Genomic DNA, 20,599 nt, shown 5'->3' with positions numbered 1-20,599 from the left:
GGAACGGACCCGTCGGGGCCGCTAGTTGGGAATCGGGGCAAGCCGCCAGACGGCGCCGTCGGCCTCGTCGACGAGCACGTAGACCGCGCCGTCGGGGCCCTGCTCCACGTCGCGGATGCGCTCGCCGAGCTCGATGGTCTCCTCGTGCGTGACCGCGCCGCCGTCGATCTCGAGGCGGACGACGCCCTCGCGGCCCAGGCTCCCGAGCATCAGGCTGCCGGTCCACTCGGGAATCGCGTCGGCGGTGTAGAAGAGCATCCCGGACGGCGAGATGACCGGCGACCAGTCGCGGACCGCAGCCGTCAGGTCGGGCCGCGTCGAGGGGTCGGGGATGGGCGTGCGGTTGTAGTTCTCGCCCGAGCTCACGAGCGGCCAGCCGTAGTTGGCGCCGCGCTCGATGCGGTTGAGCTCGTCGCCACCGCGCGGGCCGAACTCGGCCTCCCAGATCTCGCCCGTCGCCGGGTCGACGCCCAGGCTCTGCGCGTTGCGGTGGCCGTAGCTCCAGATCTCGGGCCGGGCGCCGGCCTGCCCCACGAACGGGTTGTCGTCCGGCACGGCGCCGTCCGGGGTGAGCCGGACGATCACGCCGACGGTGTCGCCGAGGTCCTGGGCGGGGTCCTTCTGGCCGCGGTCGCCGGTCGAGACGAGGAGCATCCCGTCGGGCGCGAACGCGATGCGCGAGCCAAAGTGGCGGTTCGTCCCATGAGACGGCGCCTGCGCCCAGATCTCCTCGAACCCGACGAGCGCGCCGTCCGCCAGCCGCCCCCGCCCGACGGCCGTGGCCGAGCCGCCCGGCCCGGGCTTGGAATAGGTGAGGTAGACGAGCCCGCTCTCGCCAAAGTCGGGGGAGAGCGCCACGTCGAGGAGCCCGCCCTGGCCGCCGGCGGCGACCTCGGGCGTGCCCGGCACGACGCGCGTCGCGCCGTTGGCGACGAGGTGGAGCCGCCCGGCCCGCTCGGTCACGAGCGCCCGGCCGTCGGGGAGGAACGCGATCCCCCAGGGGTGGTCGAGCCCCGTGACGACGGGGTAGACGCCCAGCGTCCCGGCCTCGGTCTCGACCGTGGCGACCGGCTCGGCCGTTGCCGACGACGCGGCGACCGGGTCGGCGGGCTGGGCGCACGCGCTGACGGCGACGAGCAGGGACAGGACGGCGAGGGCGCGGGGCATGGGACCGGAGGTGGACGGGTACCGAGACCCCGGGGCTCGCGGCGCTGTTCCAGGCCGGCCCGGACAGCGTGGGCCGTGCCGCTTACTCCGGCATCGAGGTCTCGATCGGGCGGAGCACCAGGACCCGGCCCTGCGGGTTGGCCTCGTCGGTCAGCACGTAGACCAAGCCGTCGGGCCCCTGCTCCACCTCGCGGATCCGCGTCCCGATCGGGAAGATCTCCTGCGAGGTGATCGCCCCGTCGGCGACGGTGACGCGGACGACGCCGCGGTAGACCAGGCTGCCGATCAGGAAGCTGCCCTGCCAGCCGGGGACCGCGCGGCCGGTGTAGTGGATCATGCCGGACGGCGCGATCGTCGGCGTCCAATAGTCGACGGCGTCCATCAGGTCGGGCCGCGTGGTCGGGTCGGGGATGAGCTCGCCGTCGTAGTCCATGCCCCAGCTCACGACGGGCCAGCCGTAGTTGGCGCCGCGCTCGACGCGGTTGAACTCGTCGCCGCCGAGCGGGCCCATCTCGGCGACGTAGAGCGCGCCGGTAGTCTTGTCGAAGGCGAGCGCCTCGATGTTGCGGTGGCCGTAGCTCCAGATCTCGTCCTCCGCGGTCGGGTCGTCCACGAACGGGTTGTCGGCGGGGATGGACCCGTCGCTGTGGAGCCGGACGATGGTGCCGAGGTGGTTCGAGTTGTCCTGCGCGGGGTCGAACTGGAACCGCTCGCCGGTCGCGAGCAGGAGGTGCCGGTCGTCCTCGAACGCGATGCGGCTGCCGAAGTGCGCGCCGCTCGTGAGGTAGGGCGTCGAGGTAAAGAGCGGCTCGAACCCCTCGATCCGGTCGCCGACCAGGCGGCCACGACCGAGAGCCGAGGCGGCACCCTCGCCATTCGGGTTGGGCCGGGCGTACGAGAGGTAGACATAGCCGTTGGCGCTAAAGTCCGGGTCGAGCGCGACGTCGAGCAGGCCGCCCTGGCCCTGGGCCCAGACCTCGGGGACGCCCTCGACCGGAGCCGAGACGCCGCCGCCCATCGTCACGATGCGCAGGGTGCCGGACCGCTCGGTGACGAGCATCCGGCCGTCGGGCAGGAACGTCATGCCCCACGGGCGGTCCAGCCCGTCGGCGACAGGGTAGACGCCGACGGGGCCACCGGCGGCGGACAGGAACGAACCGACCTGGCCGGGCGGCGGCTGGGCGGCGGCGGGGAGCGCGAGCGCCAGCGCGAGGACGACGAGGAGGGAGAGGAATCGCATGGGTCGGAGAGGAGACGGACTCCCCCCACGGCCCGCCGCCCCACCCCGTTCCGCCCACCCCCCAGCGTCAGGCGGCCCCTGTCCCCTCGGTGTCCTGGACGAAGGCCGCGACGTGCCCCGCGATCTCGGGCCCGCTGGCGTCCTGCAGAAAGTGCCCGCCCCGAACCGTGACGGCGGGACCCGCAGTCGGGATCAAGCGCTCGAAAAACGACGCCGCGCCGCCCAGGATGGGGTCCGACGGCGACCAGACCAGGAGCGCGGGCTTGCGCCACTCCGCGAGCGCGGCGCGCGTCCGGGCCATCGCCTCGGCGACCGGGCCGCCGGGGCTGGTGGGGACGAGAAGGGGCCACGCGGCGGCGCCGGCCTTGAACTCCGCCGACGGGAACGGCGCCTCGTATCCGGGCACGGCGCTGGCGCGATCCGCGGGGAGCGCCAGCTTCATCAGCCGGCCCACAGGGAGACGGCGGCCGAGGAGGCGCGCCGCCAGCTTCCAGACGCGGAACGCGGGGCTCGTCCGGCCGCCGGTCGGCAGGAACGTGTTCATGACGACGAGCCGGCCGACGCGGTCGGGGACGTCGAGCGCGCCGACGCTCAGCCCCATCAGCCCGCCCCAGTCCTGCACGACGAGCGTGACCTCGCGCAAGTCGAGCGCCTCGACGACGCGGAGCAGGGCGGCGCGGTGGAGGGCGTAGCTGTACGCGCCGATCTCGGTCGGCTTGTCGCTGCGGCCGAAGCCGGGGAAGTCGAACGTGACGGCGCGCAGGCCGGCGGCGGTCAGGTCCGGGATCATCGTCCGATAGAGGTACGCCCACGACGGCTCGCCGTGGAGCATGAGCACCGTCGGCGCGTCGCGCGGGCCCTCGTCGACGACGTGCAGGCGGAGCGGGCCGGGGGCGCCGGGCGGGTCGTCGAGCGTGACGTACTGCGGGGCGTACGGCCAGTCGGCGAGGGCGTCGAAGCGGGCGTCGGGGGTGCGGACGACGCCGGGCGGGCGGGCGGGCATGGCAGCGGGGTGGGGCCCCGCTACGCCCGCTCGCGCCCGGCGGTCCCGAGCCGGGTCTGGCGAAGGCACGGACGTACTCGGGGCCGTCGCCGGGTCACCGCACGACGGTGAGCGCGCGGCTGGCCACGAAGCCCGGCGACTCCATGCGGACCATGTAGACCCCCGCAGGGAGCACGCCCGCCTCCACGAGGATCTCGCCCGGACCTGCCGGCCGATCGGCGTCGACGAGGTCGCGGACGCGGCGGCCGAGCGCGTCGTAGACCGCGAGCCGGACGCGACCGGGCGTGGCCGTCGTGAAGGCAACGCGCGACGCGCCGCGCACGGGGTTCGGCGACGGCGCCAGCAACGCGTCGACCGCGACGGGCCCCTCGGCGGCGTCCGTCGCCTGGACCACGTTGGCGCCCACGTAAAGCGTCGCCGCGGTCACGGCGTTGCTCTCGAACGCGAGCGCGCCGGCGTTCCCCCCGATCCGCGCGGCGACAAACTGGACCGTCCCCGCGAGCGAGTCGCCCGGCGCCAGGTCGAACGCGCCCGGGGCGAACGAGAACGGGCCGTCCGGCCGGACGGCCGCGACGTGGAGCGGCGCCGTCCCCACGTTGCGCACCACGACCGCCGCCTCGACGGTCCGCCCGGCGACGACGTCTCCGAGGGCGAGGTAGCCCGGCTCCAGCGCCAGCCGCGCCAGGCGGACGCCGGTGCCGCTCAGGGCGAGCGTGTCCGGCGAGATGTCCGCGTCGCTCCCGATGATCACCCGGCCGGTGACCGCCCCCCCGCCTTCGGGGCGGAACGTGACGCGCAGCGACGCCGCCCCGTACGGGCTGAGCATGGCCGCCGACAGCGACGCTTCGAACGGCCCCTCCGTCCGGACCGTCGAGATCTGGACCGGCCGCGTCGAGGGGTTGTACACGTAGACGTCGGCGATGGACTCGGAGCCGACCTCGGCCTCGCCGAAGGCCAGCTCCCGAGCGCCGTACGAGAGCACCGTCACGTCGGCGTCGGCGGAGACCGGGATGGCGTAGTGACCGCCGAGCCCGTTCGTAGCGAACGTCAGCGTGCCGGTGACGTAGCCGGCGGCGCGCGGCGTGAGCAAGACGCGGCCGGTCACGGTCGCGCCGGGGGCCACCTCGAACGTCGACGGCGAGAACGTCAGCCCGGGCACGTCCGAGGTGACGGCCGAGACGCGGAGCGGGGCGTCGCCGGGGTTGCCGACGACGAGGGCGCGCTCGGCAGGGCCCGTGATGCGGCCAAAGTCGACGGCCCCCGGCGACGTCGCGATCCCCGCCAGAGCGGGGTCGAACACGGCCGACTCCAGGAGCACGAGCCCCTGAGCCCCGGCGTAGGCCAGCCCGCGCGCGCCCCACCGGACGAGCCGCGTCCGCCCGTACTCGTCGGCCGGCGCACCGTTCGGGACGGGGACGGTGCCCAGGCTCGCCAGCGAGGTCGCGTCGAACGCCGCCACCACCACCGCGCCGTTGGTCCCGGCGAGGTAGACCACGCGGTCGAGGTCGGGGGCCGGCCGGACCGCCCACAGGCTCGGATAGGGGTCGCCCGCGATCGCCCCGGTGGCCACCGTGCCCAGCGACCGGCGCCCCTCGGCGTCGACGACCGCCCCGTTCGAGGAGTAGATCCGACCGGCCGAGAACACGATGTCGACGCCATACCCGGAGATGAGCGCGTTCGTGAACGAGTCGTCGACGCTCACCTCGCGGACGCCGCTCGCGTCGACGGAGAGCCGTCGGAATCCGAACTCGGACGTCTCGGTGTTGTAGCCGTAGAGGCGCCCCGGCGTCGCACCGAACTCGATGACGTTGCTCCCGGTGTGGGGCTGGGTGACGTCCGCCCGGCGCACGCCGTTCTCGTAGATCGCGACGCCCTCGTGGCTGGGCGAGTACGCCGGGCTCCGGCGCGAGACGGCGACCACGTCCGGCCGTCCAGGCTGGACCTCCAGGTCGTTCGCGTAGAGCGTCCCCAGCGAGCCCGTGCCGAGATCGAAGCGGGCGACCTCCGTCCACGAGGCCACGTCGATGCGGGCGACGGCGGGGAGGTCGAGGAGCCCTACGTAGAGCGCCGTCCCGTCGTCGGAGAGCGCGAGCCGGAACGGGCGGCCCGGGACCGACAGGGTCGCCGTAACCGCGCCCGAGACGGGGTCGACGGCGACGACAGAGCTGCCCGTGGCGCCGTCGGGGACCGCGGCGTAGAGCCGGCCCGCGGCGGGGTCGGCCACCACATCGAACGCGGCCACCGGAAGGATCCGGACGGTCGTCTGGGCGAGGCCCGACGTCGCGAGAACGACGGCGGCGAGAAGCGACAGGAATCGGTGCACGGAAGGCCCGGTGAATGAAGGCGGCGAGTGTACCACGCCGGGCGGCCCTGTCAACCCCCCGACGGGCCCCGCCTCCATCTTCGCAACCGCCCCCTCGGAGACTCTGCGGCGGCCGTCCAGCCCGATCTCACCGCGCCGGACACTTTCCACGCCCTGGCCCCGTAGGGGCCCCGTGCCGACTGCTCCTCCCGTGCCCCCGACCGGCCCCGCCCCGTCCGCGGACCGCCCTGCCGTCCCCGCCATCGAGGTGACGGTCGCGCCCCACGGCGACGGGCTGCCGACGCCGCCCGCTCCGGCCCCGGCGCCCATCCCGCTGGCGGTCGCCATCGAGACGGCCGCGCCCGCGCGGCGCCGGTTCCGCGTGCTGCGGGCGTACGCCGCCGCGCTCCGCGTCGCCGCCAGCTACCTCGCCTTCGACCTCGCGAGCCGCATTCGGGGCCGTCGGTGGGCCGCTCGGCGCCGCCCCGCGCTCCACGCCCGCAACGGCCGCCGCGTCCGCCAGTCCATCTTGAAGCTCCGGGGCCTGTTCATCAAAGCGGGCCAGCTGGGGAGCGCGCTGACGAACCTCTTGCCGGAGCCCTTCCGCGTGGAGTTGGAGGGCCTGCAGGACCGCGTGCCCGCCGGGCCGCCCGAAGCCGCGCGCGCGCGCATCGAGGCCGAACTCGGTGGGCCCGTCTCTGCCCTCTTTTCCCGCTTCGACACGCTCCCCCTCGCGAGCGCCTCCCTCGCCCAAGTCCACCGCGCCCGGCTGGCGGACGGGCGCGAGGTGGCCGTCAAGGTGCAGCACGCCGACATCGAAGCGATCGCCCGGCTCGACCTGCGCGCCATCGAGACGATCCTGCGCGCCGTCGGCCGGTTTTTCGGGATTCGCGGCCTGCGCGAGCAGTTCCGCGAGATCGAGGCCGTCATCCTGTCCGAGCTCGACTTTGCCCAGGAGGCCCACAACATGGCCGAGATCGCGCCCGCCTTCGGTCCCGGCGTGTCGGTCCCCGAGGTGGTGACGGCGCGGTCGTCGCAGCGCGTGCTGACGACCGACTACGTCGACGGGATCAAGGCCGGCGACCTCGCGGCCCTCGACGCGGCGGGCGTCGACCGGCTGGCGCTCGCGGAGCGGATCCTGGACGCGTACGGCGCGATGATCTTCCGCGACGGGCTGTACCACGCGGACCCGCACGCGGGCAACCTGCTCGTCGTGCCGGACGCGGCGGAGCCCGGCGGCTTCGAGCTCGTCTTCCTCGACTTCGGGGCGGTCGCCCGGCTGACCCCGGGGATGCGGACCGGCCTGGCGGAGATGATCGCCGGCGTGCTCGGCCGCGACGCGGGCCGCGTGACCGCCGCGCTCGACACGATGGGCTTCGTCGCCGATGCCGGCGACCTCGAAGCGACGGCCGCCGTCGTGTCGCTCGTCGAGAGCGTCCACGAGCGGGTGCTGCGCGACGTGGACCCGCTGGCGTTCCGGCTCGGCGACCTGACGCTCGACCTGGCGATGGAGCACCAGGCCGTCGCGTTCGAGGAGATGGCCGACCTGGGCGTGTCGGTGACCGACCTCGCGAGCGCGTTCCGCGTGCCGCGCGACTGGATCCTGCTGGAGCGGACGGCGCTGCTGCTGATCGGCCTGTGCAGCGGGCTCGCGCCGGACGTGAACCCGCTCAAGGTCATCGAGCCGTACACCCGGCCGCTGACGCGGGAGACGACCCGAGCGGTCGGAACGGCGTTCGTGAGCGAGCTCCAGGCGGCGGGCCGGGCGCTCCTCGGGCTCCCCCGCCAGCTCGACCGCGTGCTCACCAAGGCCGACACGGGCGAGATCGCCGTCCGCGACCCGGCCTCGGTCGCCGCGATGGACCGGTTGGCGGGCGCGCTACGCGGCGTCGCGTACGCCGTCGGCGGCGTGGGGACGGGCGGGATCGCGTACGCGGCGTTCGCGGGCGGGCACGGGGCGCTGGCGGTCGTGCTGGCGGTCGTCGCGTCGGGCTTCGGGATCGGCGTGCTGCGCGCCGGGCGGCGGTAGCGGCGGCTAGGCTCCGACCACCCGCCGCCCCGGCGACACCGAGACCTCGCTGCCGACGGCCAGGAACGCCGACCGCGGCGGCCCGGCGACGACCGCGGCGAGGGCCGGGCCATAGAGGGCGGAGGCGTCGCCGGTGAACACGGCGTCGTGAGCGTCCCACAGCCGCCACGAGGGGTGCTCGACGCGGTACTCCAGCGTGCCGCCGTCGCGCTGGCGCGTGTAGCCCCAGTAGTGCTCCGTGATAAAGCGGGCCTCCGTGCCGGGCTCGGCAAAGGCCGCCGGGCCCGCCGCCGAGGCCGACAGCGCGAACCGCTCGCCGCGGTGCCGCCAGCGGTAGCCGACCGTCCCGCCGGTCTCGGCGTCGAGGGTCACGGTGTGGCGCATTGGGGCCGCGACGTAGGGCTCGTTGTACACTACGCGGGCGACCGTCGCGATCGCCCGGCGCGGCACGATCTCGCGCACGAACGACACCGCGCGCCGCGTCTCGGCGCCCACCTCGCGGCGGACGTAGAACCGCAGGTTCACCTCCTCGAAGTGGCGGTGGAACGGGACCGGCACGCCGAGCAGCCGGGTGTCGCGGAACAGGAACCCGACGACGCTGACGAGCGCCTCGCCCTGCCACAGGTCGAGCTCCGTCCCGGCGGGCACGAGCGGCGCCAGCAGGTCGGCCGGGCAGGCGTAGTTGAGCAGCAACAGGCTCTCCCAGCGAGCGGTCAGGAAGGGCACGAGTAAAGTGGCGAGGGGCACGAGGCAGGATACAGGGGACGGCCTCTTGACCCTTCCCCCGTCCCCCTTGCCGAGGGCGCGTCAGCGCCCGCCCCTACTCCGGCCCCTCGAACTCGTCGCGGTAGTCGGCGCGCGAGGCCTCGACGACCTGCTCGGCGTGCTCGCGCCCGTACGTCCGGGCGATCGACGCCTCGGACTCGTTGCCCGGCACCATCTTGTACGTGGAGAAGTAGTGCGTGAGCCGCTCGATGAGCGTCGGCGGGAGCTGGTCGAGCTCGGTGACGTCGCCCCAGAAGAGGTCGTTGCGGAGGACGGCCACGATCTTGTCGTCGGCCTCGCCCCCGTCGATCATCTGGAGCCCGCCGACGACGCGGCAGTCGACGGTGATGTCGGCCCGGTCGATCCGGCGCTCGGAGACGACGCAGACGTCGAGCGGGTCGTGGTCGCCGGTCGTGGCCTCGGGCCCGGAGAGCGCGGCCACGCGGTCGGCGCAGTACGTCCGCGGGATGAAGCCGTAGAGCGTCGGCGGCGAGGCCGAGCTCCGCTGCGGGCGGTCGACGCGCGTGTAGCCCGTCACCTTGTCGAGCTCGTACTTGACCGAGTCGAACGGCGTGATCTCGATGTACGCCGTGACGACGCGGGGCGCGTCGGGGCCGGCATCGAGGCCGTGCCACGGGTGCGGGCGCCAGCGAAAGAACGGGGCGGGGAACGGGGGCATCGGGTGGGCTCGGGGGAGGCCGGAGGACGCAGCGCGAGCGGACGCGGTTGCCGGGCCCGGCCGGAGAACGCGCGAACAGGCCGGGTCAGACGATCCCCGATTCCGCCCCCCACGAGCGGTCTTGGGATCGGCGCGCGCCGCCTCCGGTTTACGCGGCCTCCCGTCTCTCCCCCTCTCCGATGCCCAAGATCACCGCCACGACCGGCCAGCCCCAGGCCGACATCTACTACCAGGACCTCAACGCCCCAGGCACCGCCGGGACCGTCGTCCTGATCCACGGGTGGCCCCTCAGCCACCGGATGTGGGAGCCCCAGCTCTGGCCCCTCACCGAGGCCGGCTACCGCGTGATCGCCTACGACCGCCGCGGGTTCGGCTCGTCGGCGTTCCCGGCCTCCGGCTACGACTACGACACGTTCGCGGCCGACCTCCACGACCTGCTCACCGAGCTCGACCTCCGCGACGTCAACCTGGTCGGGTTCTCGATGGGCGGCGGCGAGCTCGGCCGCTACGCCGGGACGTACGGCACCGACCGCGTCCGCACGATGGTCTTCATGTCGTCCGTCTTCCCGTACATGCTCCAGGCCGACGACAACCCCGACGGCGTCCCTGCGAAGGTGTTCGAGGACATGAAGGCCGGCCTCAAGGACGACCGCCCCGGCTTCCTGAAGGACTTCGGCAAGACCTTCGTCAACTACGACAAGCTGTCCGACAAGATCTCGGAGCCCGTCCTCCACTACCACTGGTCGATCGCGACGATGGCCCAGCCCAAGGCGACGCTCGACTGCGTGGACGCCTTCGGCCAGACCGACTTCCGCCCGGACGCCGCCAAGATCGACGTGCCGACCCTGTTCATCCACGGCGACGACGACCAGATCGTCCCGTTCGAGACGTCGGCGGAGAAGGGCCATGCGCTCGTCGACGGCAGCCGCGTCCACACCGTCGCCGGCGGCCCGCACGGGCTGACCCACACGCACAAGGACGAGGTCAACCGCGTGTTGCTCGACTTCCTCAAGTAGCCGGGCTGCCCGTTTGTCGACCCCGGCCGCCCCGCTCGCGAGGCGGGCGGGGTCGAGTCGGACCGGCAACTCGCTCGCGGGTGCCGTGTCTCCCCTCACACCCCCCGCGCCCCGATGCTGCTCGCCCTGTTTGCCCCCATCCTGCTCGCCGTCGCTGGCGCCGTCGTCCTGGCCGGGGCGCCCCGCCGCCAGCCCCGCCGCCCGCTGCGCTGGCGCTAGCCCTCGGCCGTCGCCACGCGGTCGGCGTCGCGAACGCCGGTGAGCAGGCGGGCCTCCGGGCGCTCGCCGCCGGCGGCGCCGTGGAGCACCGACAGCTCGCCGGTCGTCTCGAACACGACGGCCCGCACCTCGGCGGTCGTCAGCACGTTAACCTGGCGCAGCTTGGTCCAGATATCGTCCTCGGTGACCTTGGCGCGGCGCAAGTTCTCGGCGATCATCCCGTCCTGGGTCATCAGCACGACCGGCTCGTTGTCGACGGCCCGGGAGACGGCCGGGACCCGCTCGCGGACCGCCGCGAGCCCGATCTGGAGCACGAACACGACCGTCAGCGCGGCGACGGCGCGGAGCAGCGACGGCCCGTCGAACAGGACGCTCCCCGCCACGATCGACCCGATGGCGACCGTCATCGCGTAGTCGAAGCTCGACATCTTGGAGAACGTCCGCAGCCCGGCGATCCGGGTGTAGACGATGAGCACGGCGTAGATGCCGACGGCCGTCAGCACCACGTCGCCGACGGAGCCCCAGGTCGTATACAGCCAGTCGGACGGGTCGAAGTCGCTCATCGGGAAAGGGGAAGAGGGGTTAGCCGGGAAGGTCGTCGGGGCTCAGCCCGACACGCTCGGCGTGGCGGACGCCGCGCAGCACGCTCGGGTGGAGGGCGCGGCCGCCCGGCTCGCCGTGCAGGACCGTGATGTCGCCCGTCGTCTCCAGGACCACGGCCCGCACCTCGGACGGGTCGAGCACGTTCGCCTCGCGGATCTTGGCCCAGAGGTCGGTCTCGGTCACGCGCGTGCGCTCGAGGTTGTCGCGCAGGATGTCGGTGCCCGCCATCAGCACGATCGGCTCGTTGTCGCTGAGCGCCTGCATCCACGTTGTGTGTGTGCGGAGCCACGAGACCATCCACTGGATCGCGAACAGGCTCGCAAGCGCCACGATCCCCTGCACGAGCGGCGAGCTCGGCGTCAGGATCGTGGACGCCAGGACGGAGCCCATCGCGATCGTCATCGCGAAGTCGACGCTCGTCATCTTGGAGAAGCTCCGCAGGCCGACCACGCGCACGAGCACGATCAGGATGGCGTAGATGGCGAGCGCGGACAGGACCGTCGCGACGAGCGCGGACGGGTCGACGGTGAACCAGTCGGTCATGTCAGGGGTGGTCGGGAAAAATGGGCTTACGCCCCATCCTCGGCGGAAGACCCCGAGACGTGCGCCTCGGGCCCGAAGCCGAGCGCGTCGAGCACGGCGTCGAACACGTCGGGCGGGAGGTGGCCGCCGCTTGCCTGGTCGTGCCCGTGGCCCCACTTCCCGTTCCAGCCCGGCGTGTCGATGGACTGGTAGATCGCGGGGAGCCGCACGTCGTCGCGGGCCGCGCGCGTCGAGAAGGCGACGAGGCCGTCGAGGTAACCGGTGTTGGCGCAGATCACGGGGTACTCCCGAAGCCGGCCCCGCCACTGCTGGGCGATGAGCGGGTGGACCTGGGCGGCCGACGACACGCGGACGAGCGCGAACCGCAGGTCGGGCGGCGCGACGCCCTCGGGCACGGCCGCGTCGCGGTCGGAAAAGACGGGCGCGGCGCGGCGGGCCTCGGCCACCTCGGCCTTGACGACGGCCCGCGCCTGGCGCAGGCGGTCGGCGGCCGGGCTGTCGTCGGTCGCCAGCGCCTTGGGCCCGTCGAACTCCATGAGGGCGTCGAGCGCGGTCTGGGCGTCGAACGTCGGCGCGCGCCGGGCGGCGTTGACGAGGGCGACGGTCTCCTTGAGCCACTTGGCCGTGTGCCGCCGCTTGGCGTCCGGGAGGAGCGGCCACGGCGCCTTGTCGCCCAGGTCCGAAAGCACGCCGACGGCGGCGATCCAGTCCAGCTCGCGGAGCTCGTCGACGTCGGGGACGGCGGCTTCCAAGAGGTCGTACGCGAGCCAGGCGCTGCACGGGATGGGGTCCCAGTCGTAGCCGCTGATCACGTGCGCGTCCGGGGCGCCGCTCGGCCGGTGGTGGTCGACGTACAAGACTGGGATCCCGTCGTCCTCCAGCGTCCCGGCTTCGTTGACGCCGAGGTCGGTCACGACGAGCGCGTCCGGCGCGAGCGCCCGCAGCCGCTCACGCGCCGCGTCGGTAAACGCCGACTCGCTCCGGCCCGAGGGCACGACGATCACGTCGGAATACCCCATCAGCGGGAGGCCGCGGCCGAAGAGGGCCCCGGCCGCGAGCCCGTCGGCGTCGAAGTGGCAGAACACGACGACGCGGGCGTCGGTCGGCACGGCGGCCAGCCACTGCTTCGTGGTGTGGACGGCCTCGGGGAAGGCGTCGGCGAGTGGGATCGGCGAGAGGGGCGGCATCGGGAGGAGAGGCTAGGCGTCGCCCGCGAGCGCGGCGACGGTTTGCAGGGTGTCGACCTCGGCGGCGGGCTTGTCGCGGCGCCAGCGCACGATGCGCGGGAAGCGGAGGGCGTAGCCGCCCTTGTGGCGCTTGGAGACCTGGACGTTGTCGAAGGCCACCTCCATCACGACCTGAGGCTCGACCGTCCGCACCTTGCCGTGCGCGAACGTCTGGAGCGTGTGCGCCTCGAACCACTCGGTCAGTTCCGCCAGCTCGGCGTCCGTCAGGCCGGAATACGCCTTGCCGACGTTGAGGAGCGTGCCGTCCGTCTCGCTCGCGCGGACGGCGAACGTCACGTCCGAGAGCAGCTTGCGCCGCCCGCCGTGCCCGCGCTGGACGGCCGTGACGACGACGTCGAGCGTGGCGAGCGCCTTCTTGACCTTGAGCCAGTCGCGCCCGCGCCGCCCGGGCTTGTAGACCGAGTCGAAGGCCTTGACCATCAGCCCCTCGTTGCCCCGCGCGCGCGCCTCGTCGAACAGGTCGTCCAAGCGGCCGAGGTCGTCGAGCTCGGTGACGGCCGAGCGGCGCAAGGGCGCTTGGAACGCCAGCCCGTCCAGGAGTTGCTGGCGGTCGCGGTAGGATTGGGCCAACGTCGTCGCGCCGTCGGCGGCGAGCACGTCGTAGACGACGAAGGCGACGGGGACCTCGGCCTGGAGCTCGGCGGAGGCGGCCTTGCGGCCCAAGCGCTTTTGCAAGGATTGAAACGGCACGATCGCGCCCTCCCCGTCGAGCGGGACGATCTCGCCGTCGAGGATGAGCCCGGCGGGCGACGCCTCCGCCAGCGCGGCGAGCGGCCCCACCAGATCGGGGAAGGCGCCGGTGATGGCGTCGAGCGTCCGCGAAAAGAGGGCCACGCGGGCGCCGTCGTGGGCAACGCCGTGGAGCGCCGGGTCGCCGGGGTCCGCCGCGACGTGGGCCTGGGCGCGGATCCCGTCGAACTTGTCCTCGACGGCGACGGGCGGCGCGATCTGGCGGCCGACCTCCTCGGCCAGCGTCCGCGCGTCGCTCGCCTCGGCGGCGGTCGCCAGCATAAACTTGAGGGCGTGGAACAGCCGGAGCCGGGCCTCCGCCAGCCGCCCGTGCCGCGCGAGCACGGCCGTCTCGCCGAGGTCGCCGGTCAGCATGTTGGCGCGCTGCACGTCGCCCACCTTGAGGCCGTAGAGCCGAGCCACGGCCGACTCGACGCCGCCCTCGAGCATCCCGATCCGCAGCTCGCCCGCCAGCAGCTTCACCAGGAACCGGGCCTCGACGGGCGCCAGCCGCCCCAGCATCTCGGCCACGAGCGCCGTCCGCGCCTTGCTCCCGCGCGTGGCGGCGACTTGGGCAAAGAACGCCTCGGCATCCGCCAGCGACAGCGATGGCGCGACGGGCGGGACGAGCGCGGCGATGGCGCCGGCCGTCACGTCGCCGGGGTCGCCCAGGCGGACGAGCGCGGCGTCGAGGTCGTCGGGCTCGGCGCCGGTCGCGGTCGCGGTCGCCGCGCGCAGCGCCGCGAAGCCGACGCTCACCGTTCGCTGATCGCTGAGGGGGAACACGCGGCCGGCGGCCCACCGCGCGGCGCGGCGGAGGTCGGCGTCGTCGAGGTCCGCCAGGAGCGCCCCGAGGCGGTCGGCCTTGGCGTGGCGGCCCGACGTCTCGGCGATGTCGGCGAGCGTCTCGGCGAGGGCGTGGAAGGAAGCCACGGAGAGCGGGAGGGGTGGCGCTCAGCAACGGCCTCTGGGCGCTAGGGGGTCCCCGTAGATCCGCCGGGCTGCCGGGCCCAGCGCAGACTCCGCGTCCAGGGACAGCCCACAGATCAACCCTGTACGTGACCTCTTGATCGCCTCTCACCCTCATCCCGTGGAATGCCTCCGCCCTATCCTTCCGGTGTTCTGGACTCCCCGGCCCATGATCCTGACCACCCACACCCTCTACGACATCCTACGAGGCCGCCGCGTGCAGCTTGCGCTCCGGATCGGGTCCGCAGGCCTCGCCGTCACCGATGTCACGCTGAACGGGGCGCTCGTGGTGGAGGGCCACGAGGGGCACCTCACGCTGGACCTCGGCCCAGCAGACGACCTCGACGCCAGCCGAGTCAAGGTCTACACCAGCGTCAGGGGCCCAAAGTCGACCGTCCCCAACCGGGTCGACTACCGCCTGACCGGGGGGCAGCGACACTGGACCGCCACGCTCCGCGAGGACCCGCCCGACGAAGAGCTCGACTGGTTCTACGCCAACATCGACCTGCTGCTCTCATGACGCGCCTCCACCCCGGCCTGGCCCTGCTGGCCCTGGCCCTGCTCGCACCCCCGGCCCACGCCCAGCTTGGAGGCGCGGACACGACGGTCACCGTGGCCCTCCTCCGCGCGCCCGAGGCGCCCGGCGCCCTCCTCTTGGGCGGGGCGCCTAGCGCGGTCGAGGCGCCGGGCTCGATCCGAGCCCTCGCCGTCTCGACGTTCACCCGGGCGACGGAGGGCGACCTGTTCGACGCCGTCACGGTGCAGGTCGCCCCGTTCTGGCTGGGCGGAATCGCGAATCTCAGCTACGCCGACTACGAGGCCGGCACCCGAAACCCCGTCGAGGCCGTCCGCCGGACCTTGTCCGTCTCGGCCGCGACGGACCGGCTGGACCTCGGCCTCGCGACCCCAGCCCCGGCCGTCGCTCTCGGCGCCCGGGCCTCGCTGCTCGTCGGCGCCGTCGATCGGGACTACCAGGGCTATGGGGCCCGCCGCGACTCGGCCGTGGCCGCGCTCCGCCGTGCGACCACGACGTTCCGGACCGCCGTCGAGGTCGCCCAGCGGGGAGACCCCGAGCTCCAACGGCTCGAGCGCGAGATTCAGGCGGCCACTCCGGCGCAGCGGCGGGCCCTGATCCAGGCCCGGAGCGATCGGGAGACGGCCGTCGCGCGACGCGTCGACCTCGCCGTCCAGGCGGAGGCGGCCGACGTTATCGGGACGCTGCCCGAGCGGCGGCGCGGCGCGTCGTGGGACCTGGCGGGGGCGTGGGCCGTGGTCTTCCCGGGGAGCGATTTCGACGACGCCGAGACGTACCGCTGGGGCTTGTGGACGACCGCCGGGTACACGGGCCCCTCGGCGACCCTCCTCGCCGTCGCCCGGTACCTCGGCCAGCCCGGCCTCTTTGGAGGATCGTCCGAGACGGTGGCCGACCTGGGCGGCCGGCTGCTGTGGGACGCGCCTCAAGGCGGGCTCACGCTCTCAGCAGAGGGGGTCTACCGGGTCGGCCTCTCGGGCGGCGCGGCAGACCGGTACCGCGTCTCGGGCGAGCTCTCGTACGCGCTCGCCCCGGACCGCGCCCTCTCGTTCACGCTCGGCCGTGACTTCGACGGCGAGCCGAGCGGGAACGTCCTCGCCCTGCTCCGCCTGGTGGCGCAGTTCGGGAACGGAGTGTCGGCCCCTTCCCTGGAATCGCCGCTGGCCCCGTAGGCCCGCTACTCGTAGCCCGGGTCGGCGGCCTCCTCGGCGGGCGCCCACTCCGAATCCGGCGGGCGGCGGTCGCGGTGGGGGCGGGCCTTTTTGACGTGGTCGCCCGAGACGCCCTGGCAGGTCGGGCAGAAGTAGATGACGCGGTGCTTCTCGACCGTTGTGCCGTCGTCGTCGACCCACTCGTGCGAGAGCTGCTTCTGCTGGCGGACGTAGTCGTCGCACGTCAGGCAGGGCAGGTTCGTGCGGCGGAAGACCCAGTGCTTGGTGTTCCACGGGTGCGCGTGGGGCGAGTACCGCAGGTCGCGGTCGGCGGCCTGGCGGGCCTGCACCTCGGGCGGGACGGTCTGGCCGCCCTCGCGGTAGGCCTGCTGGCAGATCCGGGCGGTCGACGCGGCCAGGCACGCGCGCTCCTCGTCGTCCATCTCGCCGACGAGCCGCCACGGGTCCATCCGGCAGTCGTAGAGGATCTCGGCGCGGAGGTAGTTGCCGATGCCCGCGGCGACGGACTGGTCGAGGAGCGCCGAGCCGACCTCGCGGTCGGGCTGGAGGTCGAGGCGGCGCAAGAATTCGTCGGCGTCGAACGGGCCGTCCTCGGGGAGCACGTCGGGCCCGAGCAGCGCCAGCGCCGGGACGTGGTCGTACGGGTCGCCGCGGCCGACGGTGAACTTAGGCGCCGAGTACAGCAGCGCCGCCGCGTCGTCGGTGACGATCCGCGCCCGCTCGCGGCGGTCGCGCGTGGCGACCTCGTCGGCGTCGGGCGCGACGACCTGCCAGCGCCCCCACATCAGGTAGTGCGAGTGGAAAAACAGGTCGCCCTCGACCTGCCCGACCAGGTGCTTGCCGTGCGCCCACACGCGCTCGACGGCTTTGCCGACAAAGGCATCAGGGTGCTCCTCGAGCCACGCTCGAGCCACCTTTGTCCGGGCGCCGAACGCGCGGATGGTGTGGCCGGCGAGGGCGTCGTGGAGGAGGTCGGCCGAGCGCTGGACTTCGGGGCCTTCGGGCATCGTGCGGCGGGGAGGGGCGCGGCGTAAAGCGCGCGGCCGGCGTCGCGGTTCGGGCGCGGGGTGGCGTTCGGGAACGGCCCGATGTTCAGCGACCGGCCGGGCGTCAGCGGGCGGGCCCGCGCCAGCCGAGGGGCTCACGCCACCCCGGCCTAGCTTGCGGCTCCCGTCCGCTCGCGCCATGCCCCGCCTCCTCGTCCTCGCCCTGGCCGCCGCCGTCGCGGCCTGCGCCCCCGACACCCGCCAAGCCGACGCGGGCTCTGCCGCCGACGACGCCATCGAGGCCCGCATTGCGGAGGTCGAAGCCGCCGGGGGGACGGTCCGCCGCGCCGCGTTCGTCGTCACCGAGGGCGTGTTCAACTCGGAGCTGATGGCGCCCTACGACGTGCTCCACCACACCCGCTTCCGAGACTCACTCGACTACGTCGAGCCGTTCGTCGTCTCCCCCGACGGCGGGCCGGTGACGACGTTCGAGGGGCTGACCGTCGAGGCGCACTACAGCTACGCGACGGCCCCGACGGCCGACATCCTGGTGATCCCCAGCACCGACGGCAGTCTCGACCGCGACCTTTCCGACTCCGCCTACCTCGGGTACATCTCGCAAGCGACCGCGGCCGCCGACTGGGTGCTGACCGTCTGCGACGGCGCCTTCCCCCTCGCGGCGACCGGCGCGCTCGACGGCCGCGTCGCCACCACCTTCCCCGCCGACCGCGCCGCGCTCGCGGCGCGCTTCCCCGAGGTCGACGTGCGCGACGACGTGCGGCTCGTCGTGGACGGGAAGTACGTCACGTCGGTCGGCGGCGGGATGAGCTACGAGCCCGCGTTCTGGCTCGTCGAGCACCTGTGGGGCGCCGACCGGGTGGCCGGAAATGCCGAAGGGCTGGTGTGGCCGTGGGATTTGAGCACGCTGCCGCACCTCGTCGTGGAGTGATTAAGGCGGGGGCCCGCCCGGCCGAATCCCCCCGCGTCCATTCCCCCCACGGACCCATGCCGCACTCGCACCCGCCCGTCACGCCGTCGCCCTGGCCCGTCGCGCCGTCGCCCTCATTCGCGAAGCCCGCGCCGAAGCCGACGCCCTCGGCGTCTGCGAAGCCCGCTCCGAAGCCGGCCCCCAACGCTCGCGCCTAGCGCGCGTGTGGGGGGGCACGAGCCGCCCGCGCCGGGCCCGGCTCAGTCGCCCAGGCGGTGGCCGAGGAGCCAGTCGTAAACCTCCGGATTCGCGTAGGTCTCGGACCACGCGTCGTGCCCGGCGTCGGGGTATACGGTAAACCGCACGTCGCCGCCCGCCTCGCGGAGCGCGCGGACCATGCCGATGGTCTGCTCGATGGGCACGACCGTGTCCATCGCCCCGTGAAACGCCCACACCGGCACGCCGGCGGCGGGCCCGACGCCCAGCGGCAGCCCGCCGCCGCAGATTGGGACGGCCGCCGCGAACCGGTCGGGCATCCGGGTGATGGCCTCCCACGTCCCGAACCCGCCCATCGACAGGCCGGTGAGGTAGACGCGAGCCGTGTCGATGCGGTATTGCGCCAGCGCCGCGTCGAGGCTCGCGGCGACGCGGGCGACCGTCCACCGCTGGCCCGTCGGCACCTGGGGCGCGACGATGACGAACGGGAGGTCGCGCCCTTGGCGCCGCTCTTTCAGCGGCCCGTGGACGCCTACCATCGCGAGGTCTCCGCCCCGCTCGCCGGCGCCGTGTAGAAAGATCATCAGCGGCCACTCGCGCGCCGGGTCGGCGTCGTAGCCCTCGGGCAGCGCGACCAGCAGGTCGCCCACGGCCGTCTCGGTCCAGCCGCCGGAATAGGCGAGCGTGGACTGGGCGCTGGCGGCGGTCGAGAGCATGGCGGCGAGGAGGACGAGGCGGCGCATGGCACGAAACGAAGAGAGCGTGAAGGTAACCGGAGGCCTTGCTCCTGACGCCGCGTGAGGGCCGTACGCTCTGGCCATGACCGGCACCCTCTCCGTCGGTGCGCTGGCCGCCCGGGCCGGCGTCACCGTCCGCACCCTCCACCACTACGACGCCCTCGGCCTCGTCCGGGCGCAGCGGAGCGAGGCCGGGCACCGGCGGTACGGCCCGGCCGAGGTCGAGCGCCTCCACCACGTGACGGCCCTCCGTACGCTCGGTCTGGGCCTCGACGCCATCGCCCAGGCGCTCGACGCGCCGGACGCCGACGCCCGCGCCCTCGTGGCCCGCCAGCGGGCGGCGTTCGACGCCGAGGCGGGCCGCCTGCGCGCCCTCGCCGACCGCCTCGCGGGCCTCGACCGCCTGCTCGCCCGCCGCGCCGAGACGGGCGTCCCCATCGGCCTCGACCCCTTCCTCACCCTCACCCGAACCATGAACGACCTCCAAACGCACTACACGCCGGACCAGCTCCGCCAGCTCGCCGACCGCCGCGACGCTCTGGGCGAGGACGCCATCCGCGATGTCGAGGCCGAGTGGCCCCGGCTCTTCGAGGCCCTCGGCGCCGAGATAGACGCGGGCACCGACCCCGCCGCCCCGGCCGTCCAGGCGCTCGTCGCCCGGTGGGACGAGCTGGTGGCGATGTTCACCGGCGGCGACCCCGGCGTCGAGCGGTCGCTCGGGACCGCCCTCGACGCCGACCGCGAGGGGGCGTCCGCGATGATGGGGCTCGACCCCGACCGGATGGCCGCGCTCTTCGCCTACGCCCAGCGCGCCCGCGAGGCGCGCTAGGCCGCTCGCCGGCGTTGCTGGCGGCCGTCGGCGAGCGCCAGCAGTCGGTCGAACTGGGCCTCCGAGATCTCGGGCGGCGTCCGCGTGTTGGGGACCGTGCCGAACACGGCGAGCCAGTCGTCCGGGGCGATCGGCGGCGGGTCCCAGAGGTCGAGCAGCCGCGTCTCGCACGCCAGGACCGTAGGGCACGCGGCCGCGCGCTCGGCGCAGACGGCGTCCCAGTCGCCGTCGTGCGGCTTCCCGTTCCACAGCGTGAGCGGGACCGGGAGCGGCGGGTTGCCGTCGACGACCAGGTTGCCGGGCGGCCGTAGCCCGCGCCCAGCGTAGTCGGCCGCGGCGTCGGCGTGCGACGCGAACCGGGCGGCCACCTCGAGCACGGCGACCAGGCGCCAGTGGGGCGAGCCCGTCCCCCACCGCCCCTTCGTCGTCGTGTAGAGGACCGTGTCGCCGACCGCCAGCCGGGGCACGAACCCGCGGCCGCGGCTCGACGAGGTGAGCGCCGGGCGCGGGTGCTCGAAATCAGGCTCGCGGCGGCTCATGCCGTTCGCGAACGGGGGGAGCGCGCACGCCTCGACGGCGCGGCGCCCGCCGATCGTCTTGATGAGCGGCCAGTAGGAGCAGAGAAAGTAGCGAGGCATGCCTCAAGGTCTCCGCGCCGGGCGCCATCGTCGCGTCACCGGCACCGCGC

Annotated in this window: 19 protein-coding genes; 6 read left to right on the top strand and 13 right to left on the bottom strand. The window is 74.0% G+C overall.

Annotated features, from left to right (window positions below; genetic code table 11):
* Positions 1-21: 21 nt before the first annotated feature.
* From ACLIRP_RS17840 to ACLIRP_RS17825, 4 genes are all read right to left on the bottom strand, one after another.
* Complete coding sequence (locus tag ACLIRP_RS17840; RefSeq protein ID WP_412061822.1) at positions 22-1,167, bottom strand: PQQ-dependent sugar dehydrogenase; 1,146 nt, start codon at positions 1,165-1,167, stop codon at positions 22-24.
* 82 nt (positions 1,168-1,249) lie between these two features.
* The gene (locus ACLIRP_RS17835; protein ID WP_412061821.1) at positions 1,250-2,407 is read right to left on the bottom strand and encodes a PQQ-dependent sugar dehydrogenase; all 1,158 of its coding nucleotides are present in this window, start codon (positions 2,405-2,407) and stop codon (positions 1,250-1,252) included.
* Between the two features lie 67 nt (positions 2,408-2,474).
* Complete coding sequence (locus ACLIRP_RS17830; protein ID WP_412061820.1) at positions 2,475-3,410, bottom strand: haloalkane dehalogenase; 936 nt, start codon at positions 3,408-3,410, stop codon at positions 2,475-2,477.
* 94 nt (positions 3,411-3,504) lie between these two features.
* Positions 3,505-5,733, bottom strand: a complete 2,229-nt coding sequence (locus tag ACLIRP_RS17825; protein WP_412061819.1) for a choice-of-anchor D domain-containing protein — start codon at positions 5,731-5,733, stop codon at positions 3,505-3,507.
* A gap of 172 nt (positions 5,734-5,905) precedes the next feature.
* On the opposite strand from ACLIRP_RS17825, the gene ACLIRP_RS17820 reads away from it, so the two are divergent.
* On the top strand, positions 5,906-7,741 hold the full coding sequence (locus ACLIRP_RS17820; protein ID WP_412061818.1) for an ABC1 kinase family protein: 1,836 nt from the start codon (positions 5,906-5,908) through the stop codon (positions 7,739-7,741).
* 6 nt (positions 7,742-7,747) lie between these two features.
* On the opposite strand, the gene ACLIRP_RS17815 is transcribed toward ACLIRP_RS17820, so the two are convergent.
* Positions 7,748-8,467 (bottom strand): YqjF family protein, encoded by a 720-nt coding sequence (locus ACLIRP_RS17815; protein WP_412061817.1) that lies wholly within the window; start codon positions 8,465-8,467, stop codon positions 7,748-7,750.
* A 94-nt stretch (positions 8,468-8,561) separates the two neighbouring features.
* On the bottom strand, positions 8,562-9,185 hold the full coding sequence (locus ACLIRP_RS17810) for an inorganic pyrophosphatase (RefSeq protein ID WP_412061816.1): 624 nt from the start codon (positions 9,183-9,185) through the stop codon (positions 8,562-8,564).
* A 179-nt stretch (positions 9,186-9,364) separates the two neighbouring features.
* Here ACLIRP_RS17810 and ACLIRP_RS17805 point away from each other — a divergent pair, with 179 nt between their 5' ends.
* Positions 9,365-10,201: an alpha/beta fold hydrolase gene (locus ACLIRP_RS17805; RefSeq protein WP_412061815.1), complete on the top strand. Its 837-nt coding sequence runs from the start codon at positions 9,365-9,367 to the stop codon at positions 10,199-10,201.
* A gap of 215 nt (positions 10,202-10,416) precedes the next feature.
* Here the strand turns inward: ACLIRP_RS17805 and ACLIRP_RS17800 are convergent, their stop codons facing one another.
* The 4 genes from ACLIRP_RS17800 to ACLIRP_RS17785 are packed head-to-tail and all read right to left on the bottom strand — an operon-like array spanning position 10,417 to position 14,475.
* The gene (locus tag ACLIRP_RS17800; protein ID WP_412061814.1) at positions 10,417-10,983 is read right to left on the bottom strand and encodes a DUF421 domain-containing protein; all 567 of its coding nucleotides are present in this window, start codon (positions 10,981-10,983) and stop codon (positions 10,417-10,419) included.
* A gap of 19 nt (positions 10,984-11,002) precedes the next feature.
* Positions 11,003-11,566 (bottom strand): DUF421 domain-containing protein, encoded by a 564-nt coding sequence (locus ACLIRP_RS17795; RefSeq protein WP_412061813.1) that lies wholly within the window; start codon positions 11,564-11,566, stop codon positions 11,003-11,005.
* Positions 11,567-11,592: 26 nt separating this feature from the next.
* Complete coding sequence (locus ACLIRP_RS17790; protein WP_412061812.1) at positions 11,593-12,753, bottom strand: DHH family phosphoesterase; 1,161 nt, start codon at positions 12,751-12,753, stop codon at positions 11,593-11,595.
* 12 nt (positions 12,754-12,765) lie between these two features.
* Positions 12,766-14,475, bottom strand: a complete 1,710-nt coding sequence (locus tag ACLIRP_RS17785; RefSeq protein WP_412061811.1) for an ATP-dependent DNA ligase — start codon at positions 14,473-14,475, stop codon at positions 12,766-12,768.
* A gap of 205 nt (positions 14,476-14,680) precedes the next feature.
* On the opposite strand from ACLIRP_RS17785, the gene ACLIRP_RS17780 reads away from it, so the two are divergent.
* On the top strand, positions 14,681-15,031 hold the full coding sequence (locus tag ACLIRP_RS17780) for a hypothetical protein (RefSeq protein WP_412061810.1): 351 nt from the start codon (positions 14,681-14,683) through the stop codon (positions 15,029-15,031).
* Entirely contained in the window at positions 15,028-16,215 is a 1,188-nt protein-coding gene (locus tag ACLIRP_RS17775) for a hypothetical protein (RefSeq protein ID WP_412061809.1), read from the top strand. Before ACLIRP_RS17780 ends, ACLIRP_RS17775 begins: the two co-directional genes overlap by 4 nt.
* A 5-nt stretch (positions 16,216-16,220) precedes the next feature.
* Here the strand turns inward: ACLIRP_RS17775 and ACLIRP_RS17770 are convergent, their stop codons facing one another.
* Positions 16,221-17,222 (bottom strand): DNA-formamidopyrimidine glycosylase family protein, encoded by a 1,002-nt coding sequence (locus tag ACLIRP_RS17770; RefSeq protein ID WP_412061808.1) that lies wholly within the window; start codon positions 17,220-17,222, stop codon positions 16,221-16,223.
* Between the two features lie 178 nt (positions 17,223-17,400).
* Here ACLIRP_RS17770 and ACLIRP_RS17765 point away from each other — a divergent pair, with 178 nt between their 5' ends.
* Positions 17,401-18,150 carry a DJ-1/PfpI family protein gene (locus ACLIRP_RS17765; protein ID WP_412061807.1) on the top strand — a complete coding sequence of 250 codons (750 nt, stop codon included), beginning with the start codon at positions 17,401-17,403 and terminating at the stop codon, positions 18,148-18,150.
* Positions 18,151-18,389: 239 nt separating this feature from the next.
* On the opposite strand, the gene ACLIRP_RS17760 is transcribed toward ACLIRP_RS17765, so the two are convergent.
* A complete protein-coding gene (locus tag ACLIRP_RS17760; protein ID WP_412061806.1) occupies positions 18,390-19,088 on the bottom strand; it encodes a prolyl oligopeptidase family serine peptidase in 699 nt (232 codons plus the stop codon).
* Positions 19,089-19,164: 76 nt separating this feature from the next.
* Between ACLIRP_RS17760 and ACLIRP_RS17755 the strand changes: the two genes are divergently transcribed.
* Entirely contained in the window at positions 19,165-19,911 is a 747-nt protein-coding gene (locus ACLIRP_RS17755; protein WP_412061805.1) for a MerR family transcriptional regulator, read from the top strand.
* Here ACLIRP_RS17755 and ACLIRP_RS17750 read toward each other — a convergent pair.
* On the bottom strand, positions 19,908-20,549 hold the full coding sequence (locus ACLIRP_RS17750; protein ID WP_412061804.1) for a hypothetical protein: 642 nt from the start codon (positions 20,547-20,549) through the stop codon (positions 19,908-19,910). The two genes, ACLIRP_RS17755 and ACLIRP_RS17750, sit on opposite strands and share 4 nt — an antisense overlap.
* Positions 20,550-20,599 lie beyond the last annotated feature (50 nt).

The organism is Rubrivirga halophila, assembly GCF_046845755.1.
Taxonomy (GTDB): domain Bacteria; phylum Bacteroidota; class Rhodothermia; order Rhodothermales; family Rubricoccaceae; genus Rubrivirga.
This window is presented reverse-complemented; position numbering and strand designations above follow the sequence as displayed.

Bases quoted from the DNA above. Each gene is read 5' to 3' on its own strand.
- ACLIRP_RS17830 (WP_412061820.1), bottom strand. From the start codon at position 3,410: ATGCCCGCCCGCCCGCCCGGCGTCGTCCGCACCCCCGACGCCCGCTTC.
- ACLIRP_RS17840 (WP_412061822.1), bottom strand. From the start codon at position 1,167: ATGCCCCGCGCCCTCGCCGTCCTGTCCCTGCTCGTCGCCGTCAGCGCG.
- ACLIRP_RS17795 (WP_412061813.1), bottom strand. From the start codon at position 11,566: ATGACCGACTGGTTCACCGTCGACCCGTCCGCGCTCGTCGCGACGGTC.
- ACLIRP_RS17835 (WP_412061821.1), bottom strand. From the start codon at position 2,407: ATGCGATTCCTCTCCCTCCTCGTCGTCCTCGCGCTGGCGCTCGCGCTC.
- ACLIRP_RS17810 (WP_412061816.1), bottom strand. From the start codon at position 9,185: ATGCCCCCGTTCCCCGCCCCGTTCTTTCGCTGGCGCCCGCACCCGTGG.
- ACLIRP_RS17760 (WP_412061806.1), bottom strand. From the start codon at position 19,088: ATGCGCCGCCTCGTCCTCCTCGCCGCCATGCTCTCGACCGCCGCCAGC.
- ACLIRP_RS17790 (WP_412061812.1), bottom strand. From the start codon at position 12,753: ATGCCGCCCCTCTCGCCGATCCCACTCGCCGACGCCTTCCCCGAGGCC.
- ACLIRP_RS17765 (WP_412061807.1), top strand. From the start codon at position 17,401: ATGCCCCGCCTCCTCGTCCTCGCCCTGGCCGCCGCCGTCGCGGCCTGC.
- ACLIRP_RS17750 (WP_412061804.1), bottom strand. From the start codon at position 20,549: ATGCCTCGCTACTTTCTCTGCTCCTACTGGCCGCTCATCAAGACGATC.
- ACLIRP_RS17800 (WP_412061814.1), bottom strand. From the start codon at position 10,983: ATGAGCGACTTCGACCCGTCCGACTGGCTGTATACGACCTGGGGCTCC.
- ACLIRP_RS17805 (WP_412061815.1), top strand. From the start codon at position 9,365: ATGCCCAAGATCACCGCCACGACCGGCCAGCCCCAGGCCGACATCTAC.
- ACLIRP_RS17770 (WP_412061808.1), bottom strand. From the start codon at position 17,222: ATGCCCGAAGGCCCCGAAGTCCAGCGCTCGGCCGACCTCCTCCACGAC.
- ACLIRP_RS17755 (WP_412061805.1), top strand. From the start codon at position 19,165: ATGACCGGCACCCTCTCCGTCGGTGCGCTGGCCGCCCGGGCCGGCGTC.
- ACLIRP_RS17775 (WP_412061809.1), top strand. From the start codon at position 15,028: ATGACGCGCCTCCACCCCGGCCTGGCCCTGCTGGCCCTGGCCCTGCTC.
- ACLIRP_RS17780 (WP_412061810.1), top strand. From the start codon at position 14,681: ATGATCCTGACCACCCACACCCTCTACGACATCCTACGAGGCCGCCGC.